The following is a 21,454-nucleotide window of genomic DNA, read 5'->3' as shown; positions in this document are numbered from 1 at the left end:
GTCGTGCGCCAGTCCAATGAAAAAAGCTCCGTAGCGACCGCTGCGGAGCTTTTCTGCCAATTTGAAGTTGGATTATCCGAGTTTTATGACGTTGGCGGCCTGGGGGCCTTTCTGACCTTCGGTAATATCGAAACTTACCTTCTCACCTTCGGCCAGGGACTTGAATCCTTCGCACTGGATTACCGAAAAATGTACAAATACATCCGGTCCACCCTCCTGCTCGATAAACCCGAAACCCTTGGCATCATTAAACCACTTCACAACCCCTTCTGCCATCTTTTCACTCCTTTTTCTCGTTTACGTGAAGCATGCCGGTTGCTAAAGGCAACCAGTAAAAAAGAAAGGACCCGCCAGCGCCGCCTCGCCTGATGAGTGCCGGACAAGCGGGATCGCCCCACCGGGACGCCACTTCATTTAAGCCTCATAACATATGTGACAGACTAAATCAAGCATCATTTACGAATTTTATTTCAAGGACGCTATTTTCTTGAAAGGCGGACCGATGGGGAACCAAGACTTTCAGGAGTGTAGATTAAATTCATCGAAATTCAATCAGCTCATGCGAATTATAAGGCCTCCGATATAGCGGGGATCGAGCTGGTCGGGATCCAGAGGGCAGAACTCTTCATCCCATATTTCAAGGCAGAATTCTACGAAACTTGCAGCTTGAGATTCAAGAGTATCGATCCAGGTCAGGGTCTCGCGCCGTAACCAGGAAGCAATTCTCCTGTTTTCATTGACCTTCTCGTGAATTGGCTGCAAGTCCTCCCGGGGAACGGGCTGCGGCAGAAAGGGCCGGCCGCAAATTCGGTTGGCAAGGGCGGTCAGGAAAAAGTCCGAGAGAGTAATTTGCCGTGCATCATCCGGCAGGCAGCCGGCAAGGTCGAGGTCGTCGGGCCCCGGCAGGTCGAAAGAGAAATGCTTTTCGAACAGGCGCCGCTGGGCCTCGATCTCTTCCAACCAGATGGAGCACCTTTCCACTTCTTCCAGGGACGCGAAAGGACGAGTCACAGCCGGACGCCCCCCTTCCTCCAGTCCGGAGAAATAGAGCGGTTTTGGGGACATCAGTGCAGACACAAGGGCTGCATAGGGACCATCCAGATAGGGTCCCACCGTCGAACGCCGTACTTCACTGGCCCGACTCTGCAATGTCAGGGTCAGATTAAACCCGAAGCGGAACAGGGCCAGGAGGTAGGTTCGGTCGAAAAGGGCAGCCGCTTTCTGCACATCATTCCCGCAAAACTGCTCCAGCGCCAGATTGAGATAGCCGTAAACAATTTCCAGTTCTCCCTGAACCTGAGAGCGCTCCCCCATATCGACACTATCGGCCACCATGGCTTTGTTCAGAAGAAAGCTCAGCTCCCAGGCAGTGTTCTCGCTGACGCCGGCTTCGAAAACCTGAGCCAGTAGATTGCGGGCACGGCCAACGGTCAGGACAAACCCCGGAGGAGTCCCTTCCATCTGGGAAAGGCCGACAGAGCGGTCAAAAAGGGCGGGATCGAAACTCCGGGGATCGATCCTCGCATAGATCTCCATAACCTCGTCGGGGTGAGGAAAACCCAGATCCATCAGCCGCAGTGAACGCTCTTGAAAAACATCTTCTTCAAGTAGGGAGGACAATTCGCTCCGGACACCCTCCATCAGTTGCATATAGAAAGCCTGATCGCGACGGTAGAGAATGTCGAGCATCTCACCGATCACCTTGGCACTTTCAGAATCCCGGAACCGGACCTGATAAATATTCCCAGCCCCCGCCCCCTCCTGCATGGCATCTTCGTCCAACAAAACTTCAAGACCCTGGGTAACGGTCAGGAATTTCTGGAGGATCAGAACCAGCATTTGAAAATCGAGTTCCCGGAAACGCTGCAGGATGCTTTCTTCCCCTTCCTCCAGCGCCAGCACCAACCACTTCAGGGCCTTACTACCATCCATGCTGTCCCTGTCCCAGGCATCGAGATCGATGAAGGAGGTTACCTGCTCGGCGGAGGCCAGGGCAATCAGTTCGGAGACATCTTCCATGCCCAGGTCCTTGATCAGCACGTAAATGTCCTGCGCGGGAAGGGCGCGAACCAGTTCCCGTCCATCCGCAGCCTCCAATATCAGATTATATTTGGCTCGTCCATCCGAGAGGCGAACGATCTCCAACCGCTCAGCAAAGGACAGGGCATTGAACTCTTTGGGAGTGATGGTTCGGGCACGGCGAAGAAGCGTCAGATGCCCCACATGCTTTTCCTTGGGCAGCTCGATTTTGCTCATAGTTTGATAAACTCCGTTCTTTGAATATCACCAATGTAATGCACTCGACTGCAGGGGTCAAGAATCCTGGCGTATCCAGGAACTGCCGGGTTTTGCCAAATGAATGGCAACTTCCTGGGTCCCGGTAAGTCGCCGGGAAGTTCGCCCACCGGATCCAGATAATCCTTGCATTGCCCACCTGGAGTGATATTATCTGATTTGATTTTGTTTTTTCCCATGTTTCAGGAGATATTCCCATGAAAAGGCTGAGAAGCTTCCTGCCTGCCTTGATGGCAGTGCTGCTCACCTTTGTGCTCTCTCCCGGCGGCGCCAATGCCGCCAATCGATCGGGCGCCTTCTCGCTTTCGCCGATGGCGGGCGGATATGTTTTCGAGGGCGACCAGGACCTCGACGACGCCCTGACCTATAGTCTGGGCCTCGGTTACAATCTGACCGACACCTGGAGCACCGAATTCGTCCTCAACTATTTCGACGCGGATGCGGGTTCCGGCGCCGGTGATGATGTCGATGGACTGGTTTACCGTCTCGACGCCCTATACCACTTCATACCCGACAGCCCGCTGGTCCCCTTCATTGCCGGCGGATTGGGCGGAATCACCCTTGATCCCGACCGCCACCGCTCCAACACCGATTTTCTTCTCAACTACGGAGTCGGCCTGAAGTATTTCCTGACCGATTCACTGGCCTTTCGCGGAGACCTGAGGCATATTTTCGCTTTCGGCGACCCTCAAAACAACTTCATCTATTCGGCCGGACTCATTTATCAGTTCGGCGGGCAGGACAAAACACCAGCTCCCATTGTACAGCCGTTGGACAGTGACGGTGACGGTGTTCATGACGGCATCGACAAGTGCCCGGGGACGCCGGCAGGGGCTGCTGTCGACAGTGCCGGATGCCGGCCGGACAGCGACGGTGACAAGGTTCCCGACGACCTCGACGCCTGTTCCGGAACTCCGAAAGGGATTCCGGTGGATGAGCGGGGATGCCCCAGAGACTCCGATGGCGACGGCGTCCCGGACCACGTCGACCGGTGTCCGGCCACTCCGTCTTCCATCAGCGTCGATCGGCAAGGCTGTCCGCGGGACAGTGACGGCGATGGTGTCTTCGATCCTCTCGACAATTGCCCCGGCACGGCCAAAGGGGTCATGGTGAACGATAAAGGCTGCCCTGTTTCCCTCACCCTCTCGATCCGGTTCGATGTCGGCCAGGCGGATATCAAACAAGGCTATCGTGACGAACTGGCCCGCGCGGCAGCCTTTGTCCGAAAATACCCGGACCAGAAAATTCTCATCGCCGGGCATACCGATGCCACGGGCTCCGCATCCCGCAACAGGGACCTGTCCCTGCGCCGGGCGGAAAGCGTTCGAGCGTATCTGATCGAAAACTTCAACATCGACGGCAGCCGGCTGCATGCTCGCGGCTACGGGGAGTCGGTTCCCATCGCGGACAACGGTTCCGCCGAGGGCCGAAGGCGCAATCGCCGGGTGGAAATTGTCTGTTGTATGGTGGTACCCGGGTAGTTGACAACTGACAAGGTTGACAGAGGAGGCCGGGCACATGCCCGGCCTTTTTTTGCTGCTCGTCATTCAAAGGCCATAGGACATAAGGGACTGAAAAGACGCCAGGGACTTTGTCAAAAAGAATGGCCGGTCCTTTGGACCGGCCATTCGAACTTCAGCGATTTAAATTAAAATCTTAGAAGCGGTATTTCAGGCCAACGTTGTAGCTCCAGACTTCAACGTCGAGATCAAGGTTTCTTACTCCAGGCAGACCGGTGTCGAATTCGGTTTCGTTGTTCAGATACATGATATCGACATTGGCATACACGTTGTCAAAAAGTTGGATATCAGCACCAACTTTGGCGTTCCAGCCGAAGCTGTTGTCGATATGGAGATCGGTGGCATCCGTGTTGGTGTCCCAGAAGTACATCCAGTTGAGACCAACACCGACATAGGGGCTGATTTTTGCCTGAGGCATGAAGTGGTACTTGGCATAAATCGAGGGGGGCAGTACCCAGGTCTCACCGTCAGTAACACCACGAACTTCAAGATCAAGATGGGCAACCGCTGCTACCAATTCAGCACTGATGTTGGGGGTGAAGAAGTATTCCACCACCAGACCGCCAGTCATGGCGTCTTCAGAACTTACATCAAGAAGTTCAGCATCAAGATCTACGTCGAGATACATGATCTGAGTGCTGACGCTCCAGCGTTCAAAATCTTCTGCGGCCATGGCGTTGGACACCAGGGACAGGGCGAATACTGCGGCGCACAGGGCGCCAACCAATACGATCTGTTTGCGGTTCACGATTTTTCCTCCTAGACCTTCCATCTTTTTACGACAAATCGAGAACGACCCCACGCCGTCCCGACACCATCTCCACATGAAATTCAAACTGTGACCTAACAAAAAGGTAACGCTCAAACGCTTTGGTCAATACCAGCTTTGGCCTTAAATTGTCAACCTTTTTCGGGGAATTCATCCCTCGTTTGAAAAGAGGGAGCCGGCCAGGAAAGGTTATTTTTCGTTGAGATAGGATATTATTCGTTTGAATTTTCAGAACGAAAGCCGAATTGGAAGGTCGAATTCAGCCCAGACCGGGCAATGATCAGAGGGCCGCTCCATGGCACGGATATCGTAATCGATGCCTGAATCAGAGCAGCAGACGGCCAGGGAATCGGTGGCCAGCAGCAGATCGATGCGCAGACCCCTTCTGGGCTCCCGCTCAAAGCCGCGACTGCGGTAGTCGAACCAGCTGAAACGGTCACAGATCGTGGGGTATCTGAGGCGAAAGGTATCGACCAGCCCCCAATCCTGAAGTTTTTTCAGCCAGTCCCGCTCCTCCGGCAAAAAACTGCACTTGCCGCTGCGCAACCATCGAAGAATGTTATCCTCACCGATTCCGACATCCAGATCATCCGGAGCGACATTGGCGTCGCCCATGAGCACCAGCTTATCTTCCGGGTGGAATTTCTGGTGTAGAAGCGCATGCAGATTTTCGAAAAAACGTTTCTTGGCCGGAAACTTGACCGGATGACCACGGCTTTCGCCCTGGGGAAAATAGCCGTTGACCACCCGCAGCCGGGTGCCGTCCGGCAACGGATAGTCGGCGGCGATGAGACGCCGCTGGTCCTCCGGTCCGTCCTCGGGAAAACCCTTGTCGACTGCGAGTGGCTCGCTCTTTGACAGCAGAGCGACGCCATAGTGGCTCTTCTGCCCGTGAAAATGGACCTGGTAGCCCATACCCCGGATGGCGGCGATGGGAAAATCGCCGTCCTGCACCTTGATTTCCTGCAGACCGATGATGTCCGGTCGATGCCGTTCAATGATCGACTGAAGCTGATGCAGACGGGCCCGGATGCCGTTGATATTGAAACTGACGATCTTCATAAAAATTCTTCACATGGGCGAGAAATGAAATTCAGTCAAAAGAACGGATCAGATCCAGAAAATCCTTTCCGTACCGCTCCAACTTGACCTGCCCGACACCATTGATTCCCAGAAAAGAAGCGTCGTCGAGGGGTTTTTCCGCAGACATTTCGGCGAGGGCGGCATCGGTGAATACGACGAAGGGGGGCACCCCATCGCGATCGGCGATCTGCTTCCGCAGGCGCCGCAGGGCTTCGAAAAGGCCCGGGTCGCCATCCCTGGAAACAGCGCTTCTGGCCGCGGACTTTTTCGCGGGAGCGATCCTCACCCGGGGGCGGGCCAGCAGCAGTTTCAGATCCCCGCGCAGAAGGGGGCGGGCGGCTTCGGTCAACTTCAAAACCGAATAGTTTCCAACATCCTGAATCAAATAACCCCGGTGAATCAGCTGCTGGATCAGGCTGCCCCATTCATCCTTGCCGAGATGGGTGCCGATGCCGTAGGTGGAGAGTCGATTGTGGCCGAGATTACGCACCCGCTGGGTTTCGGCCCCCCTCAGCACGTCTATGACGTGACCCGCCCCAAAACGCTGCCCGACCCGATAAACGCAGCTCAGGGCCTTTTGCGCATCCTGGGTGGCATCATACGTTTCCGGAGGATCCAGACAGATGTCGCAGTTGCCGCAGTCCTCCTCCAGGGAATCCCCGAAATATCCGAGCAAAACGCGGCGACGACAGGTCAGGGCCTCGGCGAAGGCGACCATGGCCTGCAGCTTGTGAAGCTCGATGCGATTCTGGCGTTCATTGCGACCCTGCTCGATCAGACCCCGGCTGATGGCGATATCCCCATAGCCGAACAGCAGCAGGGCTTCGGCGGGAAGACCGTCGCGGCCTGCGCGGCCGGTTTCCTGGTAGTAGCTTTCGATATTCTTCGGCAGGTCGTAATGGACCACGAAGCGGACGTTGGACTTGTCGATGCCCATGCCGAAGGCCACGGTGGCCACCACGATCTGCAGGTCGTCCCGCAGGAAAGCCTCCTGCACCCGCTGCCGTTCCCCGTCCCCGAGCCCGGCATGATAGGGAGCCGCCGCCAAACCCGTGTCACATAACCTCTGCGCCACTTCTTCCACCCGCTTGCGGCTCAGGGCATAGACGATGCCCGGCTGGTTGCGGTTTCTTTCCAGAAATATCCTGAGCTGGTCCGCCGGACGATTTTTTTGCACGACGGTATAGCGGATGTTCGGCCGGTCGAAGCCTGCGGCAAAACACCTGGCGTTCTTCAATCCAAGCCGCTCGAGAATATCACGGCGTGTCTGTTCGTCGGCAGTCGCGGTCAGAGCGATGACCGGCACTTCAGGAAAATGCCGCCGAAGAGCGCCCAGCTGAATGTATTCCGGACGGAAATCATGGCCCCATTGGGACACGCAATGGGCCTCGTCGATGGCAAACAGCGCCACCTCCAGGTTTTTCAGGCGCTCAAGAAAACCTTCGGTCATCAGACGTTCGGGTGCGACGTAGAGAAGATCGAGTTGGTTGCCATGCAGTTGGCGGAGAACTTGCCGGGATTCCCGCTGACCGAGCGAGGAATTGTAGTAAGCCGCCTTTACGCCGTTGGCGCGCAAAGCGTCCACCTGGTCTTTCATCAGGGAGATGAGGGGGGAGACCACGATGCCGATTCCAGGCCGGTGGAGAGCCGGGATCTGATAGCAGAGAGACTTTCCGCCACCGGTAGGCATCAGCACGAAAGTGTCGTTCCCCGCGATGAGCCCTTGGACAATCTCCTGCTGGTGGGGGCGAAAGGCGCGATAGCCGAAAACCCGCTGCAGGGTGTCGAGGGGAGTGGTGCTCTGAAGGGTGGGATCATTCAGGGTCATGGCCTGGGTCGATGCGTTTTTCCGCCACCAGCAGAAACGGAGCTCGAAACCGGTTGGCGGCGGTCAGCCGTAAAACATTCCAGAATCGGGGAGACAGATTTGAGAAGATCCGTTCCACACTTTCGGCTTCCTCTCCTGCGCCTTCATGGCCGGTATAGGCCACGACCGCCAAACGCCCGCCGGGTTTAAGCAGGGCAAGGGCCTGTTCCAGCGCTTGCCGGGTGGTCGCCTCAACGGTTTTCGCCCTGTGATCCCCTCCCGGCAGATAGCCGAGGTTGGCGATGATTCCGTCCGCCGGCTCCCGGAGATAGTCAGCCAACTGTCCATGACAGGCGTGGATGAGATGAATCCCCGCTATCACGGGGTGTCCGGGATCTGCCGGCGAGGGACCGAAGATCCGCGCCGCGGTGCCGGCAAGACGGCCGGCGGTAATTTCGAGAGCTTTCAACTGGATATCGAAAGCCAGGATCCGTCCTTGCGGACCGAGGATCTGTTGCAGAAAGCAGGTATCGCGACCGTTACCGGCGGTTAGATCCACCGCCAGTTCGCCGGGACTCAAAACCTCCGCCAGCAGGGATTGGGCCCAGGAGGCCATATGAAGGAGATCCCGGCCGGGCGTCACGAAAGGGGTCGGATCGAGCCGTCCGAGCGCCGCAGCCCCAGTTCTTCACGAACCTTCAGTTTTGCCTCGATCATCTGGCGGTGGGACAGACGCAACAGCGTTGTCAGGCGGCGCATCAGGGCTTCCTCGTACTTGTCGATCTTGCCATCGACGTGAGCCAATCGCCAGAAAGTTTCGAGCAGGGATGTCTTCTCCTCCCGGGAACAGGCCTCGTTGATCTGTCGGGTGAACTGGTGCAGGTCGAGGCTTTTTTCCCGCTCCTGCCGAGCGTGAGCGAGGAGCTGCCGGGTCTCTTCACCAGTCAGGTCAAAGCCTTCCCGCAAAGCATGAAACACAAACTCCTCCTCTATCGGCTCCCCGGCAAAATCCACATGGACCATTTCCAGAAGCAGCACCGCCCGCGCCAGGTGCAGATTTCCGAACCGGTTTTCCGACTCGGCACCATTTTTCGGTTGCAACAAGCGACCGAGTTTTTTTAGCATGCCCTCTATCTCCGCAAGGCCTTGCAGATTTGCTCAGGACCTTTGGCTTATGAATTCGCCTTGATTGTTCCCCTGACGGCTGACAGGGAAAATGGCGTTTCCGCCATTATGGGTAGCGGAATTCCTTCTGTCAATCAACAATTCCTGCCAAATTTTCCGGAAAAGACCAACGGGTGAAAGAAAACGTCTTGCGCAGAACTATATTACTTGTTATATATATTAGCACTCTTAACACCAGAGTGCCAAACCTCTAAATTAACAGGCTATTCAGGAGCTGCCGACATGAGTACCGCTTTCCTGCCACTGGTTCCGGACGCACTGGATCTTTATATCACCCAGATCAAGCAGTTCGACCTCTTGTCCCGGGAAGAGGAGTACCAACTGGCCACCGCCTATCGACAGCAAGGCGATCTGAAAGCCGCGCATCGGCTCATCTGTTCCAACCTGCGCTTCGTGGTTAAGATCGCGCACGAGTACCGGGGGTACGGTCTAAAAATTCTGGATCTGATCCAGGAGGGGAATATCGGGCTGATGATGGCTTTGAAGAAATTCGATCCGGAACGGGGACTCAAGTTCATTACCTACGCTGTCTGGTGGATTCGCGCCTACATCAACAATTTCGTCATGAAAAACTGGTCGCTGGTGAAGATCGGCACCACCCAGGCGCAGAAAAAGCTGTTCTTCAAACTCAAGCAGACAACCCGCGCCATTTCCCGCCTGACGGGAGGGGAAGCGGCTCATGCTATCGCCAATGAACTGGCGGTGCGGGATGACGAAGTCGAGGAAATGGCCTTGCGCATGGCTGGAAGGGATACCTCCCTGGATCTCGATCTGACCGAAAACGATAACCATACCCTGCTCGACTCCCTTGCCGACGATCGCGACAATCAGGAGCAGCTGCTCCTCGAACACGAGGAAACCAGGCTGCTCTCCCACAGGGTCGAGAACGCAATGGGCCGTCTCAATGACCGGGAACGGCATATCATTCGGGACCGAATTCTTTGCGAAACCCCGAAAACCCTTCAGGAACTCGCGGACGATTATGGTGTCAGCCGGGAGCGGATACGCCAGATCGAAAAGCAGGCTCTCAATAAAGTCAAGGAAGCATTGCTGCTTGCCGAAAGCACCTGACCTGAAAAGTCCCTACCCAGGGACTTTTTTTGTTTGCCAGCCGAAAGCGGTTCCCGCCCTGCGATCAACAAGATCGGCCTGCGATCCCCCTGGTTCACCGGCTGTTTTCAGAGAATTGCCAGGCGATTGACAAATTCCGCCGAATCCCTTAATTTGTTCACTTCTGGAAATCGGCGTTCAGACGAAACAAGCCGGCCTTCAATCGATAATCCAACCCGCAGATCGAGGTATCACTACAATGAAACAGGTCCTGCTGTGTCTTGTGCCGACCCTGCTGCTTCTCCCGGGGTGCATGTCCTCGAACCAGGCTGCCCCAAAAACCGCTCAGGCCTATTATCAGGAGGGGGAAACACTCTATTCGGAGGGGCGCTATACGGAAGCCATCGAAGTTCTGGAAAAGGCCAGGGAAATTTACGAGACGGCCGACTTGAATATGCGGGCTGAGCTGAAGATCGCCGACGCCCATTTCGAGGCGGAAAATTATGTTGAAGCCGCCACCGCCTACGAGGATTTTCTGAAGCAGCATCCGGGTCATCCTGAAGCCCCCCGGATCATGTACCAACTCGGCCTGTCACACTACAACCAGATTCTGGCCATCGACCGGGATCAGACGGCCACCCGAAATGCCATGGTCGCCTTCGAAAGCCTGGCGAATCTGTTTCCCGATCATCCCCTCGCAGAGAAAACCCCGTCCTTCATTCAGTTCTGTCAAGACCAGTTGGCCGGACATGAACTCTACGTCGGACGGTTCTACTGGAAAACCAAGGAAAATCGGGCGGCTATCGGCCGTCTGCGACAGATCCTCGAGGACTACCCGCAGTTTTCGGAAATGGACAAGGTTCGCTTCTACCTTGGAAAAGCCTATCTGGCCGGCGGGCATCCGCCCCTGGCCGTCCTTCAGTTCGAAGCACTGTTGCGCGACTTTCCTCAAAGCGAACTGGCCGAAGATACACAGGAGATTCTGCAGGAGCTGTAACCCGATCCCAGCAGAACAGAGGGAAAAGCCGGACCCGGCGGTCCATTTGAGGAGACACCGATGTCAGAGCTGAAAAATCGAATCCGCTGCCGGGATCTGCACGACAAGATCAGGACCGTGCAGGAGATCATCCCCCTGTTCAGGGACGGCATGAACCTGGGCTGGTCGGGATTCACCCCCGTCGGTTATCCAAAGGCCATCCCCAAGGCCCTTGCCGATCATGTTGAATCCAACAATCTGCAGGGGAAACTGCGGTTCAATCTCCTGATCGGTGCTTCAGTCGGCACCGAGACCGAAGACCGCTGGGCCTCTCTTGACATGATCGCCCGGCGTTGGCCCTATCAGAGCGGCAAGAACATCCAGAAAGGGATCAACAGTGGCCGGATCCGGATGCACGACAAACACCTGAGCATGTTTGCCCAGGACCTTGTCTACGGCTTCTATACCAAGGATCTCGGCGGGAAACTGGATATCGGCATCGTCGAGGCGAGCGCCATCACCGAGGAAGGCCATATCATCCTCGCCGGATCGGTGGGCATCGCGGCCGAAGTCATTCAGACCGCCGAACACCTGATCATCGAGCTTAATACCGCCATTCCGTCCCACGAGGGCCTGCACGATATCGTCCTGCCCGATCCTCCACCCAACCGCAAGCCTTACCTGATCAGCAGGGTACAGGACCGCATCGGGACGATCTATGTGCCCTGCAACCCGGACAAGATCGTGGCCATCGTGGAATCGACGGAGTCAGACAACGGGCGCCCCCTCGGCGCCACCGACGCTGTTTCCGAAAACATCGCCAGCCACATCCTCGACTTCTTCCAGTTCGAGGTCAGAGCCGGGCGGCTGCCCGCCAACCTCCTGCCCCTGCAGTCCGGCGTCGGCAATATCGCCAATGCCGTGGTCGGCGGTCTGGTCAAGGGCCCGTTCACCAACCTGACCGTGTACACCGAGGTGTTGCAGGACACCATGCTCGACTTTTTCGATTCAGGCAAGCTCGAGTTCGCCAGCGCCACCTCCCTGTCCCTGTCGGCAAAGGGCTTTCAGCGTCTCTACGACAACTGGGACGGCTACACCAGCCGCATCGTACTGCGACCCCAGCAATTGGCCAACAATCCCGAGATCATCCGCCGCCTCGGCGTCATCGCCATGAATACTCCCGTCGAGTTCGACATCTACGCCCACGCCAATTCGACCCTGGTCGGAGGCACAAGGATGATCAACGGCATCGGCGGTTCGGGCGACTTCCTGCGCAACGCCTTCCTGTCGATCATGCACACCCCCTCGGTGCGCCCCACTAAAACCGATCCCACCGGCATCAGCTGCGTGGTGCCCATGGTGCCCCATGTCGACCATACGGAGCACGACCTCGACGTGCTGGTCACCGAACAGGGCCTCGCCGACCTGCGCGGGCTCTGCCCCCGCGACCGGGCCCAGGTCATCATCGACCGCTGCGTCCATCCCGACTACCGGCCGATCCTGCAGGATTATTTCGACCGTGCCAGCGCCTATTGCCTGGCCAACGCCTGCGGTCACGAACCTCACATCCTGGAAAAAGTATTCCGCATGCAGCAAAACCTGGCCGAGCGCGGCACCATGAAGCTGGACAGCTGGGATTGATGTCGGCCAGTTTGCAAGTCATGAAGCACAAACGAAAGGGACGAAAAAACCGTTTGTGGCCAAGAAGGCCCAGGCGGTTTTTTGATTTATAGGGAGGAAAAATTTGTGCTGAGCGCCAGGAAGGAATGCTCGAAAGTGGTTCCCGACTTGGGACCTGACTTCTCCGGCCACCAGACCTCCTCCAGGGAAGCCGCCCCCGGGCCATCCTTGCCTTCATCACTCAGCAATCGCGCCCATTGCCGGCTATTCGATCCATTCAATATCCTTGTACTGGCTGGCATAGAGGTCCTGGTCCTTCAGGTAGTTCTTCCATATGGTATCGAAACGGGCATGAAAGACGTTGGCATCTTCAAAATTCGCCCCGGTGATATTGGCGCCCTCGAAATCGGCGCGGGCAAACTTGGCTTTGGTGCAGTCAGCGTTCTGCAGCATGGCGGCCTTGAAGCTGGCATCATTGGCCTTGGCCTGCGCTAGATTCGCGTCGCGAAGATCGGCGCTGCCGAGGTTGGCTGCTTTCAGCTCGGCGCCGGAAAGGTTGGCGTTCTTAAAATGGGCGAAGCTCAAGTCGGCGCCCTCGCCCTGGAGGCCGCTGACATCAGCCTGGTTAAACACGGCGCGCTGCGCGTTGGTTCGGTTCAGGTAGGCCCGCTTCAGCATGGCCCCGCTGAAATCGGTCCTGAAACAGGTCGCCTCGTTCAGGCGAACCCAGCCCATGCGTGCGTTGCGGCAGGAGGCCTCGGTGAGATTGGCCTTGGAAAGACTGGCATAGTTCCCGTGCGAGCCCATGTTGACATGATCCAGATTGGCATAGGTCAGGTTGGTCTCGAGCATGTTGATGGACCCGTGGTCTTCCGCATCCACCATGCTGGCATGGGTGAGCACGGCCCGCTCCATGTTGGTCTGATAGAAGCCGGCCCGAAACAGGTTGGCGCGGGTCAGGTCGACGCGCACCAGAGTGGCCTGCTTGAAGCTGGCCCCGGTGAGATCGGCCTCCACCATTTTGGCGCGGCTGAGATCGGCCTTCTCGCCGTTGATATTGACCAGCCTCGCCCCGACGAGCTCCGCGTTGACAAGCCTGGCACCGCTCAGGTTGGCGTTTTCAAGGTCGGCCTGCGTAAGGTTAACGCCGATGAGATTGGCGCCGCTGAGGTTGGCTCCTCTCAGGTTGGCACCACTGAGATTGGCGCCGGCCAGACTGGCGCCGCTGAAATCGACATCTTGCAGGACGGCGCCCTGCAGGTCGGCCCCGCAGAGCCTGGCCCCGGCCATGGTTTTGTCACGCCCCCTGGCTCGAGTCAAGTCGTCCTCGCTGAAACAATCCGCCAGAGTTCCGGGGTTGGCCGGCAGTTTTTTCTCGGGCTTGAGCCCGGCCTGATTGACGATCTTGTTCGGTACGGCCTTCCAGGCCGGGACTATCGGCTGGTCTCCGGCGGCCCAGGCCGCGCAAGAAAAGCCCAAGAAAGCGATTAAATTCAACAAGATCAGATGCTGACGTTTCATAAAACCCTCCGATTTCAAATTTTTATCTCCGTCCTGCGCGACGACGAGCCTCCCGAGGGACGTTCTTGCTTTAGTGCATTAGCCCATCCCACCACACTTGCAGATCTTCCCGAGATCGAAACAACTCCTCCCCTCGCTGGATAGCCCGACTTACTGAGGACGCGCCGATTCCCAACACCTCCCCGGCCTTCACCCCCGGATACCGAAGTTTGACAACTGACAGAAAGCAAAATAATGCTCGGGCCGAAGATTGATCACTCTGGCGTCCGCGTTGAATGAGACTCACGGGTTCCAGATCGAAATAATCCGCGATGTCTTTTTGCAATTCGGGCAACGATTTGCGATCTTGCGGGCTCTCCCTGAAAATCTCGTGCTCCCGGAGCGATTGAACCAATTCGCCGCTTCCGAGAATTCGCTTATCTGGTCTGATTGAATCCCTCTCCAATTTACTGCGAATTCCACTCGGTTTCTGACTTTTTCCGACCAGATGGGGCGGCTCTCCCATCGCCAGACCATCGGCAATGAACTGTTGGTATCGTTGGCGAGCTTTCCGCCGGCCAAAGCTCGCCAAAACAGCATCCACTGATTGACCGGACAAAATTTGGTGTCCCAGAATGACCGAATGGCCGCACCATGGGTACCGGGATAATTCTTCGAGAGTGGAAACAAGCCCGGCACGCAACGGGTTGAGATGTATATAGCGGATCAATTCCAGGAAATAGGAATCTTCCTCGCAGATCATGGACTTGTAGCGGTTCTGAAACAAGTGCCCGGAGCGGTTATGGCGGAGATTAAAATACACGGCATGGCCGGTCAGCAGACGACGCATGAAGCGGGATAGCTCTACCCGGTTGCAGCGTAATAGCAAATGAAAGTGGTTCGGAATCAGCGCCCAGGCAAAGCAGTCGGTCTCTGTTTTGACCAACAACTGGTCGAGGCGCTCGACAAAACGCAGGCGGTCATTGTCATCGAGAAAGATCGCCGTGCGCTCAATTCCGCGAACAATGACATGCTGGAGCAGGCCGGGGATGTCGAGGCGGGGTTGTCTTGGCATGGAGTGACCATATCAGCAAGCACGAATTAATGCAACACCTCTAATACACTAAAGCAACAACGTCCCTGGAAAGCCCCTCGCCGAGTGCCTTTATCTTCTGGCGATCAAACACCATCGGCAGCTTTCCTTCGATTTTTTTGATCGATGGAAGGGATGACAATGACAGAAAAGGCGGCCTTTCAGCCGCCTTTTCTGTCATTACTGTCACAACCCCGTCTACCCCTTGCCCAGCGTCTGCACCCCCTGCCGCCAGTTCAGAGGGCAGAGCTCCCCTGTCTGCAGGGCTTCCAGGACCCGCAGGGTCTCGTCCACGCTGCGTCCGACGTTGAGGTCGTGAACCAGTTCGTAGCGCAACACCCCCTGGGGATCTATGATATAAAGCCCCCTCAGGCTGATCCCCTGCTCCTCGATCAGGATGCCGTAGTTGCGGGCCACTTCCTTGGTGATATCAGACAGAAGAGGAAAACGCAGATCACCCAGTTCCTGACTGATCCAGGCCAGATGGGAAAACTTGGAATCGACACTGGCGCCGAGAATTTCCGCGTTGAATTTGGTGAATTTCTCGTAATTTTCGTTGAAGCCGATAATTTCAGTCGGGCAGACAAAGGTGAAGTCGAGGGGGTAGAAGAACAGGACCACCCACTTGCCGCGATACTGGGACAGTGAAACTTCGAGAAATTCCTTGCCCGACACCCCCTCGAGGGTGAAATCCGGAGCCGCCTTGCCCACCTGCAGAGTTGCCATTTTTTATCTCCTCCTTTTGAAAGTTTTCAGTACTTTGCGGTTTCGTGAAAAAATTCTAGCGGCCGAAAGACCCCTGTCAAGAGAAAGAGGATAATTTTGGTCATTTTTTCTTGCCTCGCGGATGGGCCTTGTCGTAAACCTCCATCAGACGGTCGATGCTGACCTGGGTATATTTCTGGGTGGTGGACAGGGAGGCATGCCCGAGAAGTTCCTGAATCGCCCGCAGATCGGCGCCACCGTCCAGAAGATGGGTCGCGAAGGAGTGACGCAGGGCATGGGGCGTCGCTTCCTTCAGGATGCCGGCCTGCAGCAGCTGGCGCTTGAAATGGCGCTCCATGCTGCGGGCGGAAAGCCGCCCGCCCCGGAAATTGAGGAAAAGAGGTTCCCGCTCCTCCGGCATCCCCCGCAGTTCCAGGTAGTGGTGCAGGGCTTCCCGTGCCTTGCGGCCGATGGGAACCAGGCGCTCCTTGCCGCCTTTGCCGCGCACCCGGACCAGCCCCTCCCCCCAGTCCACATGACCGACATCCAACCCGGCCAGTTCACCGATGCGCAGTCCGCAGGAATAGAGCATCTCCACGATCGCCCTGTCCCGGCAGGCCAGCAGACCCGCAGACGGCCCGCGCTCCATCAGGGCGAAAGCCTCGTCCACGGTCAGGACTTTCGGCAGATACTTCTCCTGCCGGGGAGTCGCAACCAGATCCCCGGGGTTGACCTCAAGGATCCCTTCCCGGACCAGGTAATCGAAGAATGTTCGCAGAGCGGAGAGTTTGCGGGCGATGGTGGTGCGGCGGTTCTTTTTGTGCAGTTGAGCGAGATAGCGGCGCAGCAGGAGCTGGTCGACCTGCAGGATGGCCGCCCTGGTATTGTCGATGGAAGCCTCCTCGGTCAGGAACCGGCGGAATTCCTCCAGATCCTGTTTATAGGCTCGGCGTGTATGAGCGGAAAGATTGCGTTCCAGGGAGAGGTGCCGGTCGAACTGTGCCAGATGATCGTCCAAGATCTGTTCCTTTCCCATCGTCCCGGGGTCTTTTAATCCCGTCGTCATTGACGCTCCCCCTAGTGCATGCAATAATTGGCCATCATGAGGAGGGTGGACACTTGACGGCTCTTTTCGGCATTCTGGCTGTTATCGTCTCCGTTGCGGGTGTAGTGACTATCAGCTATGCGATCTTCTGGTACGAATACGCCAACCGGAACCCCTCTTTGATGGAGAACCGTTTCAGCTGGAGGAATCTGGTTTTCGCTGTCCGGCTGATCGCTACGGAGACCGCCTGCCTGCTCCTGGCCATCCTACTGCAGCCCCTTGGCTGGTTCAACTGGAAAGAAAAGCCCCCTGCAGCCTTCCCCCGGCCGATTATCCTGCTGCACGGGCTTTTTCACAGCCGCTCGTCCTGGATCTGCTTAAAGCTGGCGCTACGCCGCCGGGGATTCACTACTCTTCACGCCCTGAAACTTCCGCCATGGAAGGATGTGGAGACACTGACCGAGGAACTGGCCAAAAAGGTCGATGAATATCGTTTTTCAACAGGCCTCGACAAGGTCCATCTCATTTGCCACTCCATGGGCGGAATCATCGCCAGGAACTTCCTGCAGCTTCGCGGCGGCGCCGGCAAGGTCGATCGCTGCATCATGTTGGCGACGCCCCATCGGGGATCGAAACTGGCTCCTTTCACCGTGACCTCCCTGGGCGGCCTGCTGATGCCGGGATCCCCTTTTTTGCAGCGACTTGCGGAGGCTCCCTTGCCGGAGTCGACCCGTATTTACTGCCTTTTCAGCCGCCACGACAACATGGTGGTCCCTTGTGAAAACGCCCGCCTCGAGGGCGCCCGCAATATCGAGTTGTTCGGCACGGGCCATACTGCCCTGCTGTTCAGACCGGACATCCCCGGCATTCTGGCCGGACTTCTTGAGGAGTGATGCCGTCATGAAAACCCTCGCCATAACCACTCATCATCAGGTCGAAATGATCGACATCACCTCGCGTATTCGCGAGGCGATCGCCGAAAGCGGAATTTCTTCGGGCCTGGCGCTGCTGCATGTTCCCCATACCACTGCCGGAATAACCATCAACGAAAACGCCGACCCTGACGTGGTGCGCGATCTGCTTGCGGAATTGAACAAAATAGTCCCTTTCCAGGATAATTATCGCCACGGCGAAGGCAACAGCGCCGCTCATATCAAAAGCACCCTGGTGGGACCGCAGCAATGGGTGATCATCGAGGGAGGGAAACCGGTCCTGGGTACCTGGCAGGCGCTTTTCTTCTGTGAGTTCGACGGTCCCCGGCAGCGCAAGCTCCACATCCAGGTCGTCGGCTCTTGAAACCCTTGGTATCACTGGCCGCCTGCCAGGATTACAGCAGACATCGGGTCGCTGAGGCGCTGAAGCTGCTTCTGCAGCATGAAGGGGGAATCCAGACCTTTGTTCGACCAGGCCAGAAAGTCCTTCTGAAGCCGAATCTTTTGGCGGGAAAGGCACCGGAAAAGGCCGTTACCACCCATCCCGAAATTGTTCGGGCGGTCATTCGGATGGTGCAGGATGCAGGTGGTATCGTCTCCGTGGGTGATTCTCCGGGTTTTGGTTCGCCCCGGGCGGTTGCGGCCAGCAGCGGCATCCTGCAGGTCGTGGAAGAGACCGGAGCGAAGTTCGCTTCTTTCGAGGAGTCGGTGCCGGTACGGATTGAAGGATTGGCCTTTCGTCAACTGGAAATCGCCCGAGACATCATCGAGGCCGATGTCGTCATCAATCTGCCTAAGCTGAAAACGCATCAGATGATCGGCATGACCTGTGGGGTCAAAAACCTGTTCGGCGCCATCGTCGGCCTGCGTAAACCCCGGCTGCATCTTCAGGCCGGGAAGGACAAGGCCTTTTTCAGTCTGATGCTGCTGGAACTTGCGGAACATATCGCTCCGGCCCTGACCATTGCCGATGCCGTCATCGGCATGGAAGGGAACGGTCCGGGCGGCGGCGATCCGGTCAGGATCGGCGCCCTGCTGGCCAGCCGCAGCCCCCTGGCCTTGGATACGGCGGCCGCGGCCCTGGTCGGCCTCCCCCAGGAACGGGTCTGGACCCAGCGTATCGCGGCCGCAACGGGCCGCCCGGGCAGCCGTTTGGAGGAGATCAATCTGCGGGGGGAGCCGATCACAAAGCTGGCCTGCAGCAACTTTCGCCCGGCCAAAAGTACCGAAATAGATTTCAGCCTGCCGCCTTTTCTGCAAAAAACACTCAAACGGTCGCTGAGCGCTTTGCCAATGGTCGACAAGGGTCGCTGCCTGAAATGCGGGGTGTGCGTCGCTCACTGCCCCCCGCAAACCATGCGTTTGGAAAACGGCCGGTTGACCATCGATTATAATCGATGCATCGGCTGCTTCTGCTGCCAGGAACTCTGCCCCCATGGAGCTTTGCTGACCCGGCAGGGCTTCCTGCTGCGGATGAGCCGTTATTTAAGCCGGGGGAAACCAACCGGATGAATTCTCCAATAAGGAGTCCGTCATGATCTCAGCTCACGCCTCAAGAACTTGCCGAATGGCCATAACCGCCGTTCTTTTCATGGTGTTGGCCGGCTGCGCCACACTCCGCCCGGTTCCTCCCGAAGTCAGCCTGTTCGGCCTGCAGTTGGAAAATCTGACCCTCAGCCATGCCATTCTGTCCGCTGATCTCAGCCTTTACAATCCCAACGATTCGGCCATTACCATCAAAAGAGTCCGATATGCCCTCTCCCTGATGGACATCCGTATTGCCCATGGGCAATCTGCAGAATCGGTCAGGATCGAGCCCCATGAAACAGGTCGGTTGGCCGTTCGCCTGTCCAGCAGCTACCTCAACCTGCTTCGCACAGGGCAGCAGATTCAGGGAAGAGAGAATATCCCGTTCACAATAGAGGGGGAAATTACGGTCGGGGGATTCGGTGTCATATCGCGCACCATCCCCTTTGAGGAAGAGGGGGTCATTCCCCTGCAGGCATGGTCAAGGCTTACCCCTTAAGGACCGGACAGTACGAAAGACTGTTTTTCAGGCTGGCAGACACCCAGGATCTAGCCTGCAGGAGGCTTTCCTTCGGGAGTCGAACACTTCAGCTGCAGTTCGTTCTGCAATTCGAGAATCTTCTTGCGCAGAACCAGAACCTCTTCCTGGGAAACGGTGTTTTTCAATTTGTAGCGGAGTTCCAAGTATTCCCCGTGCAGATCGTTCAGGCGCTGCTGCAGATCCCTGTTCAGTTTTTCGAGATCACTATTCTGATCCCTTAATTCCCGGAGCTCCTTGGCATACTTTGTCATCTGGTCGATATCGAGAATCTTCTCACCCATAATTCCCTCCATCGGCTCGAACGCCCTTACTTTAGGACTATATTACCCCAAAAGGGCCTCCTGTAAATCCGATCCCTGACCAGAAACCGTCATAGCCGCATAAATAGCTGAACTGCCTGGTTTTCGAAACCAGCGAGATGGAGATTTTTTTTGGAAGGGAACTCATCAGAGTCAGTGCGGGGTTTCAAGGCGAGGCAGGACTTCGTCGGGACCGATCCCTTCGACCAGCAGACGCTTGTGTCGTGACTTTTCTCCCGCCACAAGAGTGACTCGGCCCTTGGCGACACCGAGAAGCTTGGCAATAAACTCCCGGCAGAGTCGATTGGCGGCCCCTTCCACGGGCGGGGAGGTCAGGCGAATTTTCAATTCCTCGCCCTGCAGCCCGACCATTTCGTTTCTGGAGGCCCTTGGCTGAACAAAAACCTTGATCAAGACTCCATCTTCAACCTTTTCGAGCCACGATGGCATTTCACGGTGATTCATTTTCACCGGAATCGTCCCGCTCCAGAGAGGGACCGCTGAGAAAAAATTTGCTTCCAGCGAGGTTGTCGCGAGGGGGCTCGAGTTCGAGCATGCGAAGATGACCCTCGATCAAACCCTTGAGGGAAGATTCGAAGGATATTTTCTGCCGCTGAAGCTCCTGCAGGTCCTGCAGCAGCTCTGCGCGCCTCTTCTCAGCATCCTGAATGATCCTCTCGCCCTGCAATGCCGCCTCGGCAACCATGATTTCCGCTTCCTTGAGAGCGTTGGCCTTGATATCGTCCGTCATTTTCTGGGCGGTCAGCAGGGTTTCCTTGAGCATTTCCTCCCTTTGCCGCATCTCCTCGAGGGAAGCCCTGGTGCGGGCCAACTCCTCCTTCAGTTCCTGCACCTGCCGGTGGTAGTGCTCCAGCTCTTCGGCCACCTGTTCCAGAAAGTGATCGACTCCCGCTTTTTCATATCCGAAAGCGCTGCTCTTGAAGCGGTGCTGCTGAATATCGATAGGCGTAATGGTCATAATCGGGTTCCTCTTAGCTTAATTCTTTCGATTATGGAAAAGACAAATGCTTCCATCAACCAAGCCTCCACAGTAAGCGGCTGACCAGACGCTGAATGAAATAGAGGATGAACAGCAAAGCCAGAGGAGAGAAATCGATTCCGCCAAACTGCATCGGAAGAAGCCTGCGCAAGCGGTTCAACACCGGCTCGGTGGCACTGTAGAGAAAACGGACAATGGGATTGTAGGGATCGGGACCGACCCAGGAAATCAGGGCACGGGCAATGACGATGAATATGTAAACGCCGATGATCATTTGCACCATTTGGGCAAAGACTACAAGCAGGTCTGTCAGAATAGGCAATGTCCCTCATCCTTTCAATTATAGATACATTGAGCCTGTTGTCGGGCAGACACGCAGGTCTGCCCCTACGTGTAAAACGGGTTATCGGGTAGACGCGGGGTCTGCCCCTAGGATGAACCTGCGGATCCGACCCTGCGGGCCAGGATGATGTAGAGGCGGACCTGCGTGTCCGCCCTGCTTTGGCC

The 21,454-nt window shown here is 56.6% G+C and carries 23 protein-coding genes; 8 read left to right on the top strand and 15 right to left on the bottom strand.

Annotated elements, in window-relative coordinates:
- Nucleotides 1-72: 72 nt before the first annotated feature.
- Nucleotides 73-276, bottom strand: coding sequence for a cold-shock protein (locus R2940_09405; protein MEZ4599995.1), 204 nt, complete (start codon nt 274-276; stop codon nt 73-75).
- A gap of 276 nt (nt 277-552) precedes the next feature.
- Nucleotides 553-2,256 (bottom strand): DUF6178 family protein, encoded by a 1,704-nt coding sequence (locus R2940_09400; GenBank protein ID MEZ4599994.1) that lies wholly within the window; start codon nt 2,254-2,256, stop codon nt 553-555.
- A gap of 236 nt (nt 2,257-2,492) precedes the next feature.
- Between R2940_09400 and R2940_09395 the strand changes: the two genes are divergently transcribed.
- Nucleotides 2,493-3,776, top strand: a complete 1,284-nt coding sequence (locus tag R2940_09395; GenBank protein MEZ4599993.1) for an OmpA family protein — start codon at nt 2,493-2,495, stop codon at nt 3,774-3,776.
- Nucleotides 3,777-3,951: 175 nt separating this feature from the next.
- On the opposite strand, the gene R2940_09390 is transcribed toward R2940_09395, so the two are convergent.
- From R2940_09390 to R2940_09370, 5 genes are all read right to left on the bottom strand, one after another.
- Nucleotides 3,952-4,563 (bottom strand): OmpW family outer membrane protein, encoded by a 612-nt coding sequence (locus tag R2940_09390; protein ID MEZ4599992.1) that lies wholly within the window; start codon nt 4,561-4,563, stop codon nt 3,952-3,954.
- A 249-nt stretch (nt 4,564-4,812) separates the two neighbouring features.
- Nucleotides 4,813-5,646, bottom strand: a complete 834-nt coding sequence (gene xthA, locus R2940_09385) for an exodeoxyribonuclease III (protein MEZ4599991.1) — start codon at nt 5,644-5,646, stop codon at nt 4,813-4,815.
- A gap of 31 nt (nt 5,647-5,677) precedes the next feature.
- Nucleotides 5,678-7,495 carry a DNA helicase RecQ gene (gene recQ, locus R2940_09380; protein MEZ4599990.1) on the bottom strand — a complete coding sequence of 606 codons (1,818 nt, stop codon included), beginning with the start codon at nt 7,493-7,495 and terminating at the stop codon, nt 5,678-5,680.
- Nucleotides 7,482-8,090 (bottom strand): class I SAM-dependent methyltransferase, encoded by a 609-nt coding sequence (locus tag R2940_09375; protein MEZ4599989.1) that lies wholly within the window; start codon nt 8,088-8,090, stop codon nt 7,482-7,484. The genes recQ and R2940_09375 overlap by 14 nt, the downstream gene beginning before the upstream one ends.
- A gap of 23 nt (nt 8,091-8,113) precedes the next feature.
- Entirely contained in the window at nt 8,114-8,599 is a 486-nt protein-coding gene (locus tag R2940_09370) for a TerB family tellurite resistance protein (protein ID MEZ4599988.1), read from the bottom strand.
- 282 nt (nt 8,600-8,881) lie between these two features.
- Here R2940_09370 and rpoH point away from each other — a divergent pair, with 282 nt between their 5' ends.
- The 3 genes from rpoH to R2940_09355 all read left to right on the top strand — a co-directional run bounded on the left by rpoH (nt 8,882) and on the right by R2940_09355 (nt 12,326).
- A complete protein-coding gene (gene rpoH / locus R2940_09365) occupies nt 8,882-9,730 on the top strand; it encodes an RNA polymerase sigma factor RpoH (protein ID MEZ4599987.1) in 849 nt (282 codons plus the stop codon).
- 238 nt (nt 9,731-9,968) lie between these two features.
- On the top strand, nt 9,969-10,706 hold the full coding sequence (locus R2940_09360) for an outer membrane protein assembly factor BamD (GenBank protein ID MEZ4599986.1): 738 nt from the start codon (nt 9,969-9,971) through the stop codon (nt 10,704-10,706).
- A 60-nt stretch (nt 10,707-10,766) separates the two neighbouring features.
- Nucleotides 10,767-12,326, top strand: coding sequence for an acetyl-CoA hydrolase/transferase C-terminal domain-containing protein (locus R2940_09355; protein MEZ4599985.1), 1,560 nt, complete (start codon nt 10,767-10,769; stop codon nt 12,324-12,326).
- Between the two features lie 243 nt (nt 12,327-12,569).
- On the opposite strand, the gene R2940_09350 is transcribed toward R2940_09355, so the two are convergent.
- From R2940_09350 to xerC, 4 genes are all read right to left on the bottom strand, one after another.
- The gene (locus tag R2940_09350) at nt 12,570-13,826 is read right to left on the bottom strand and encodes a pentapeptide repeat-containing protein (protein ID MEZ4599984.1); all 1,257 of its coding nucleotides are present in this window, start codon (nt 13,824-13,826) and stop codon (nt 12,570-12,572) included.
- Between the two features lie 70 nt (nt 13,827-13,896).
- Entirely contained in the window at nt 13,897-14,880 is a 984-nt protein-coding gene (locus tag R2940_09345) for a transposase (protein MEZ4599983.1), read from the bottom strand.
- A gap of 216 nt (nt 14,881-15,096) precedes the next feature.
- Nucleotides 15,097-15,624 (bottom strand): peroxiredoxin, encoded by a 528-nt coding sequence (locus tag R2940_09340; GenBank protein ID MEZ4599982.1) that lies wholly within the window; start codon nt 15,622-15,624, stop codon nt 15,097-15,099.
- A gap of 100 nt (nt 15,625-15,724) precedes the next feature.
- Nucleotides 15,725-16,621 (bottom strand): tyrosine recombinase XerC, encoded by an 897-nt coding sequence (gene xerC / locus R2940_09335; protein ID MEZ4599981.1) that lies wholly within the window; start codon nt 16,619-16,621, stop codon nt 15,725-15,727.
- A 101-nt stretch (nt 16,622-16,722) separates the two neighbouring features.
- On the opposite strand from xerC, the gene R2940_09330 reads away from it, so the two are divergent.
- Genes R2940_09330 through R2940_09315 form a run of 4 tightly spaced genes read left to right on the top strand, consistent with a single transcriptional unit; the run spans nt 16,723 to nt 19,606 of the window.
- Nucleotides 16,723-17,541 (top strand): alpha/beta fold hydrolase, encoded by an 819-nt coding sequence (locus R2940_09330; GenBank protein MEZ4599980.1) that lies wholly within the window; start codon nt 16,723-16,725, stop codon nt 17,539-17,541.
- 7 nt (nt 17,542-17,548) lie between these two features.
- Entirely contained in the window at nt 17,549-17,944 is a 396-nt protein-coding gene (locus R2940_09325; GenBank protein MEZ4599979.1) for a secondary thiamine-phosphate synthase enzyme YjbQ, read from the top strand.
- Nucleotides 17,941-19,092, top strand: coding sequence for a DUF362 domain-containing protein (locus R2940_09320; protein ID MEZ4599978.1), 1,152 nt, complete (start codon nt 17,941-17,943; stop codon nt 19,090-19,092). The genes R2940_09325 and R2940_09320 overlap by 4 nt, the downstream gene beginning before the upstream one ends.
- A gap of 22 nt (nt 19,093-19,114) precedes the next feature.
- Entirely contained in the window at nt 19,115-19,606 is a 492-nt protein-coding gene (locus R2940_09315) for an LEA type 2 family protein (protein ID MEZ4599977.1), read from the top strand.
- Between the two features lie 50 nt (nt 19,607-19,656).
- Here the strand turns inward: R2940_09315 and R2940_09310 are convergent, their stop codons facing one another.
- From R2940_09310 to R2940_09295, 4 genes are all read right to left on the bottom strand, one after another.
- A complete protein-coding gene (locus tag R2940_09310) occupies nt 19,657-19,929 on the bottom strand; it encodes a hypothetical protein (protein ID MEZ4599976.1) in 273 nt (90 codons plus the stop codon).
- Nucleotides 19,930-20,100: 171 nt separating this feature from the next.
- Nucleotides 20,101-20,412: a DUF167 family protein gene (locus R2940_09305; protein MEZ4599975.1), complete on the bottom strand. Its 312-nt coding sequence runs from the start codon at nt 20,410-20,412 to the stop codon at nt 20,101-20,103.
- Nucleotides 20,399-20,926, bottom strand: a complete 528-nt coding sequence (locus tag R2940_09300) for a DivIVA domain-containing protein (protein ID MEZ4599974.1) — start codon at nt 20,924-20,926, stop codon at nt 20,399-20,401. Before R2940_09300 ends, R2940_09305 begins: the two co-directional genes overlap by 14 nt.
- A 55-nt stretch (nt 20,927-20,981) precedes the next feature.
- Complete coding sequence (locus tag R2940_09295) at nt 20,982-21,269, bottom strand: YggT family protein (GenBank protein MEZ4599973.1); 288 nt, start codon at nt 21,267-21,269, stop codon at nt 20,982-20,984.
- Between the last annotated feature and the right edge of the window lie 185 nt (nt 21,270-21,454).

The organism is Syntrophotaleaceae bacterium, assembly GCA_041390365.1.
GTDB lineage: Bacteria > Desulfobacterota > Desulfuromonadia > Desulfuromonadales > Syntrophotaleaceae > JAWKQB01.
Note: the sequence above shows the minus strand (reverse complement) of the source record. Positions and strands in the feature narration are given on the sequence as shown.

What these genes read in the sequence shown, in the direction of transcription:
- R2940_09405 (MEZ4599995.1), bottom strand. Translation starts at nt 276, where the DNA reads ATGGCAGAAGGGGTTGTGAAGTGGTTTAATGATGCCAAGGGTTTCGGG.
- R2940_09400 (MEZ4599994.1), bottom strand. Translation starts at nt 2,256, where the DNA reads ATGAGCAAAATCGAGCTGCCCAAGGAAAAGCATGTGGGGCATCTGACG.
- R2940_09395 (MEZ4599993.1), top strand. Translation starts at nt 2,493, where the DNA reads ATGAAAAGGCTGAGAAGCTTCCTGCCTGCCTTGATGGCAGTGCTGCTC.
- xthA (MEZ4599991.1), bottom strand. Translation starts at nt 5,646, where the DNA reads ATGAAGATCGTCAGTTTCAATATCAACGGCATCCGGGCCCGTCTGCAT.
- recQ (MEZ4599990.1), bottom strand. Translation starts at nt 7,495, where the DNA reads ATGACCCTGAATGATCCCACCCTTCAGAGCACCACTCCCCTCGACACC.
- R2940_09375 (MEZ4599989.1), bottom strand. Translation starts at nt 8,090, where the DNA reads ATGGCCTCCTGGGCCCAATCCCTGCTGGCGGAGGTTTTGAGTCCCGGC.
- R2940_09370 (MEZ4599988.1), bottom strand. Translation starts at nt 8,599, where the DNA reads ATGCTAAAAAAACTCGGTCGCTTGTTGCAACCGAAAAATGGTGCCGAG.
- rpoH (MEZ4599987.1), top strand. Translation starts at nt 8,882, where the DNA reads ATGAGTACCGCTTTCCTGCCACTGGTTCCGGACGCACTGGATCTTTAT.
- R2940_09360 (MEZ4599986.1), top strand. Translation starts at nt 9,969, where the DNA reads ATGAAACAGGTCCTGCTGTGTCTTGTGCCGACCCTGCTGCTTCTCCCG.
- R2940_09355 (MEZ4599985.1), top strand. Translation starts at nt 10,767, where the DNA reads ATGTCAGAGCTGAAAAATCGAATCCGCTGCCGGGATCTGCACGACAAG.
- R2940_09350 (MEZ4599984.1), bottom strand. Translation starts at nt 13,826, where the DNA reads ATGAAACGTCAGCATCTGATCTTGTTGAATTTAATCGCTTTCTTGGGC.
- R2940_09345 (MEZ4599983.1), bottom strand. Translation starts at nt 14,880, where the DNA reads ATGCCAAGACAACCCCGCCTCGACATCCCCGGCCTGCTCCAGCATGTC.
- R2940_09340 (MEZ4599982.1), bottom strand. Translation starts at nt 15,624, where the DNA reads ATGGCAACTCTGCAGGTGGGCAAGGCGGCTCCGGATTTCACCCTCGAG.
- R2940_09325 (MEZ4599979.1), top strand. Translation starts at nt 17,549, where the DNA reads ATGAAAACCCTCGCCATAACCACTCATCATCAGGTCGAAATGATCGAC.
- R2940_09315 (MEZ4599977.1), top strand. Translation starts at nt 19,115, where the DNA reads ATGATCTCAGCTCACGCCTCAAGAACTTGCCGAATGGCCATAACCGCC.
- R2940_09310 (MEZ4599976.1), bottom strand. Translation starts at nt 19,929, where the DNA reads ATGGGTGAGAAGATTCTCGATATCGACCAGATGACAAAGTATGCCAAG.
- R2940_09305 (MEZ4599975.1), bottom strand. Translation starts at nt 20,412, where the DNA reads ATGAATCACCGTGAAATGCCATCGTGGCTCGAAAAGGTTGAAGATGGA.
- R2940_09300 (MEZ4599974.1), bottom strand. Translation starts at nt 20,926, where the DNA reads ATGACCATTACGCCTATCGATATTCAGCAGCACCGCTTCAAGAGCAGC.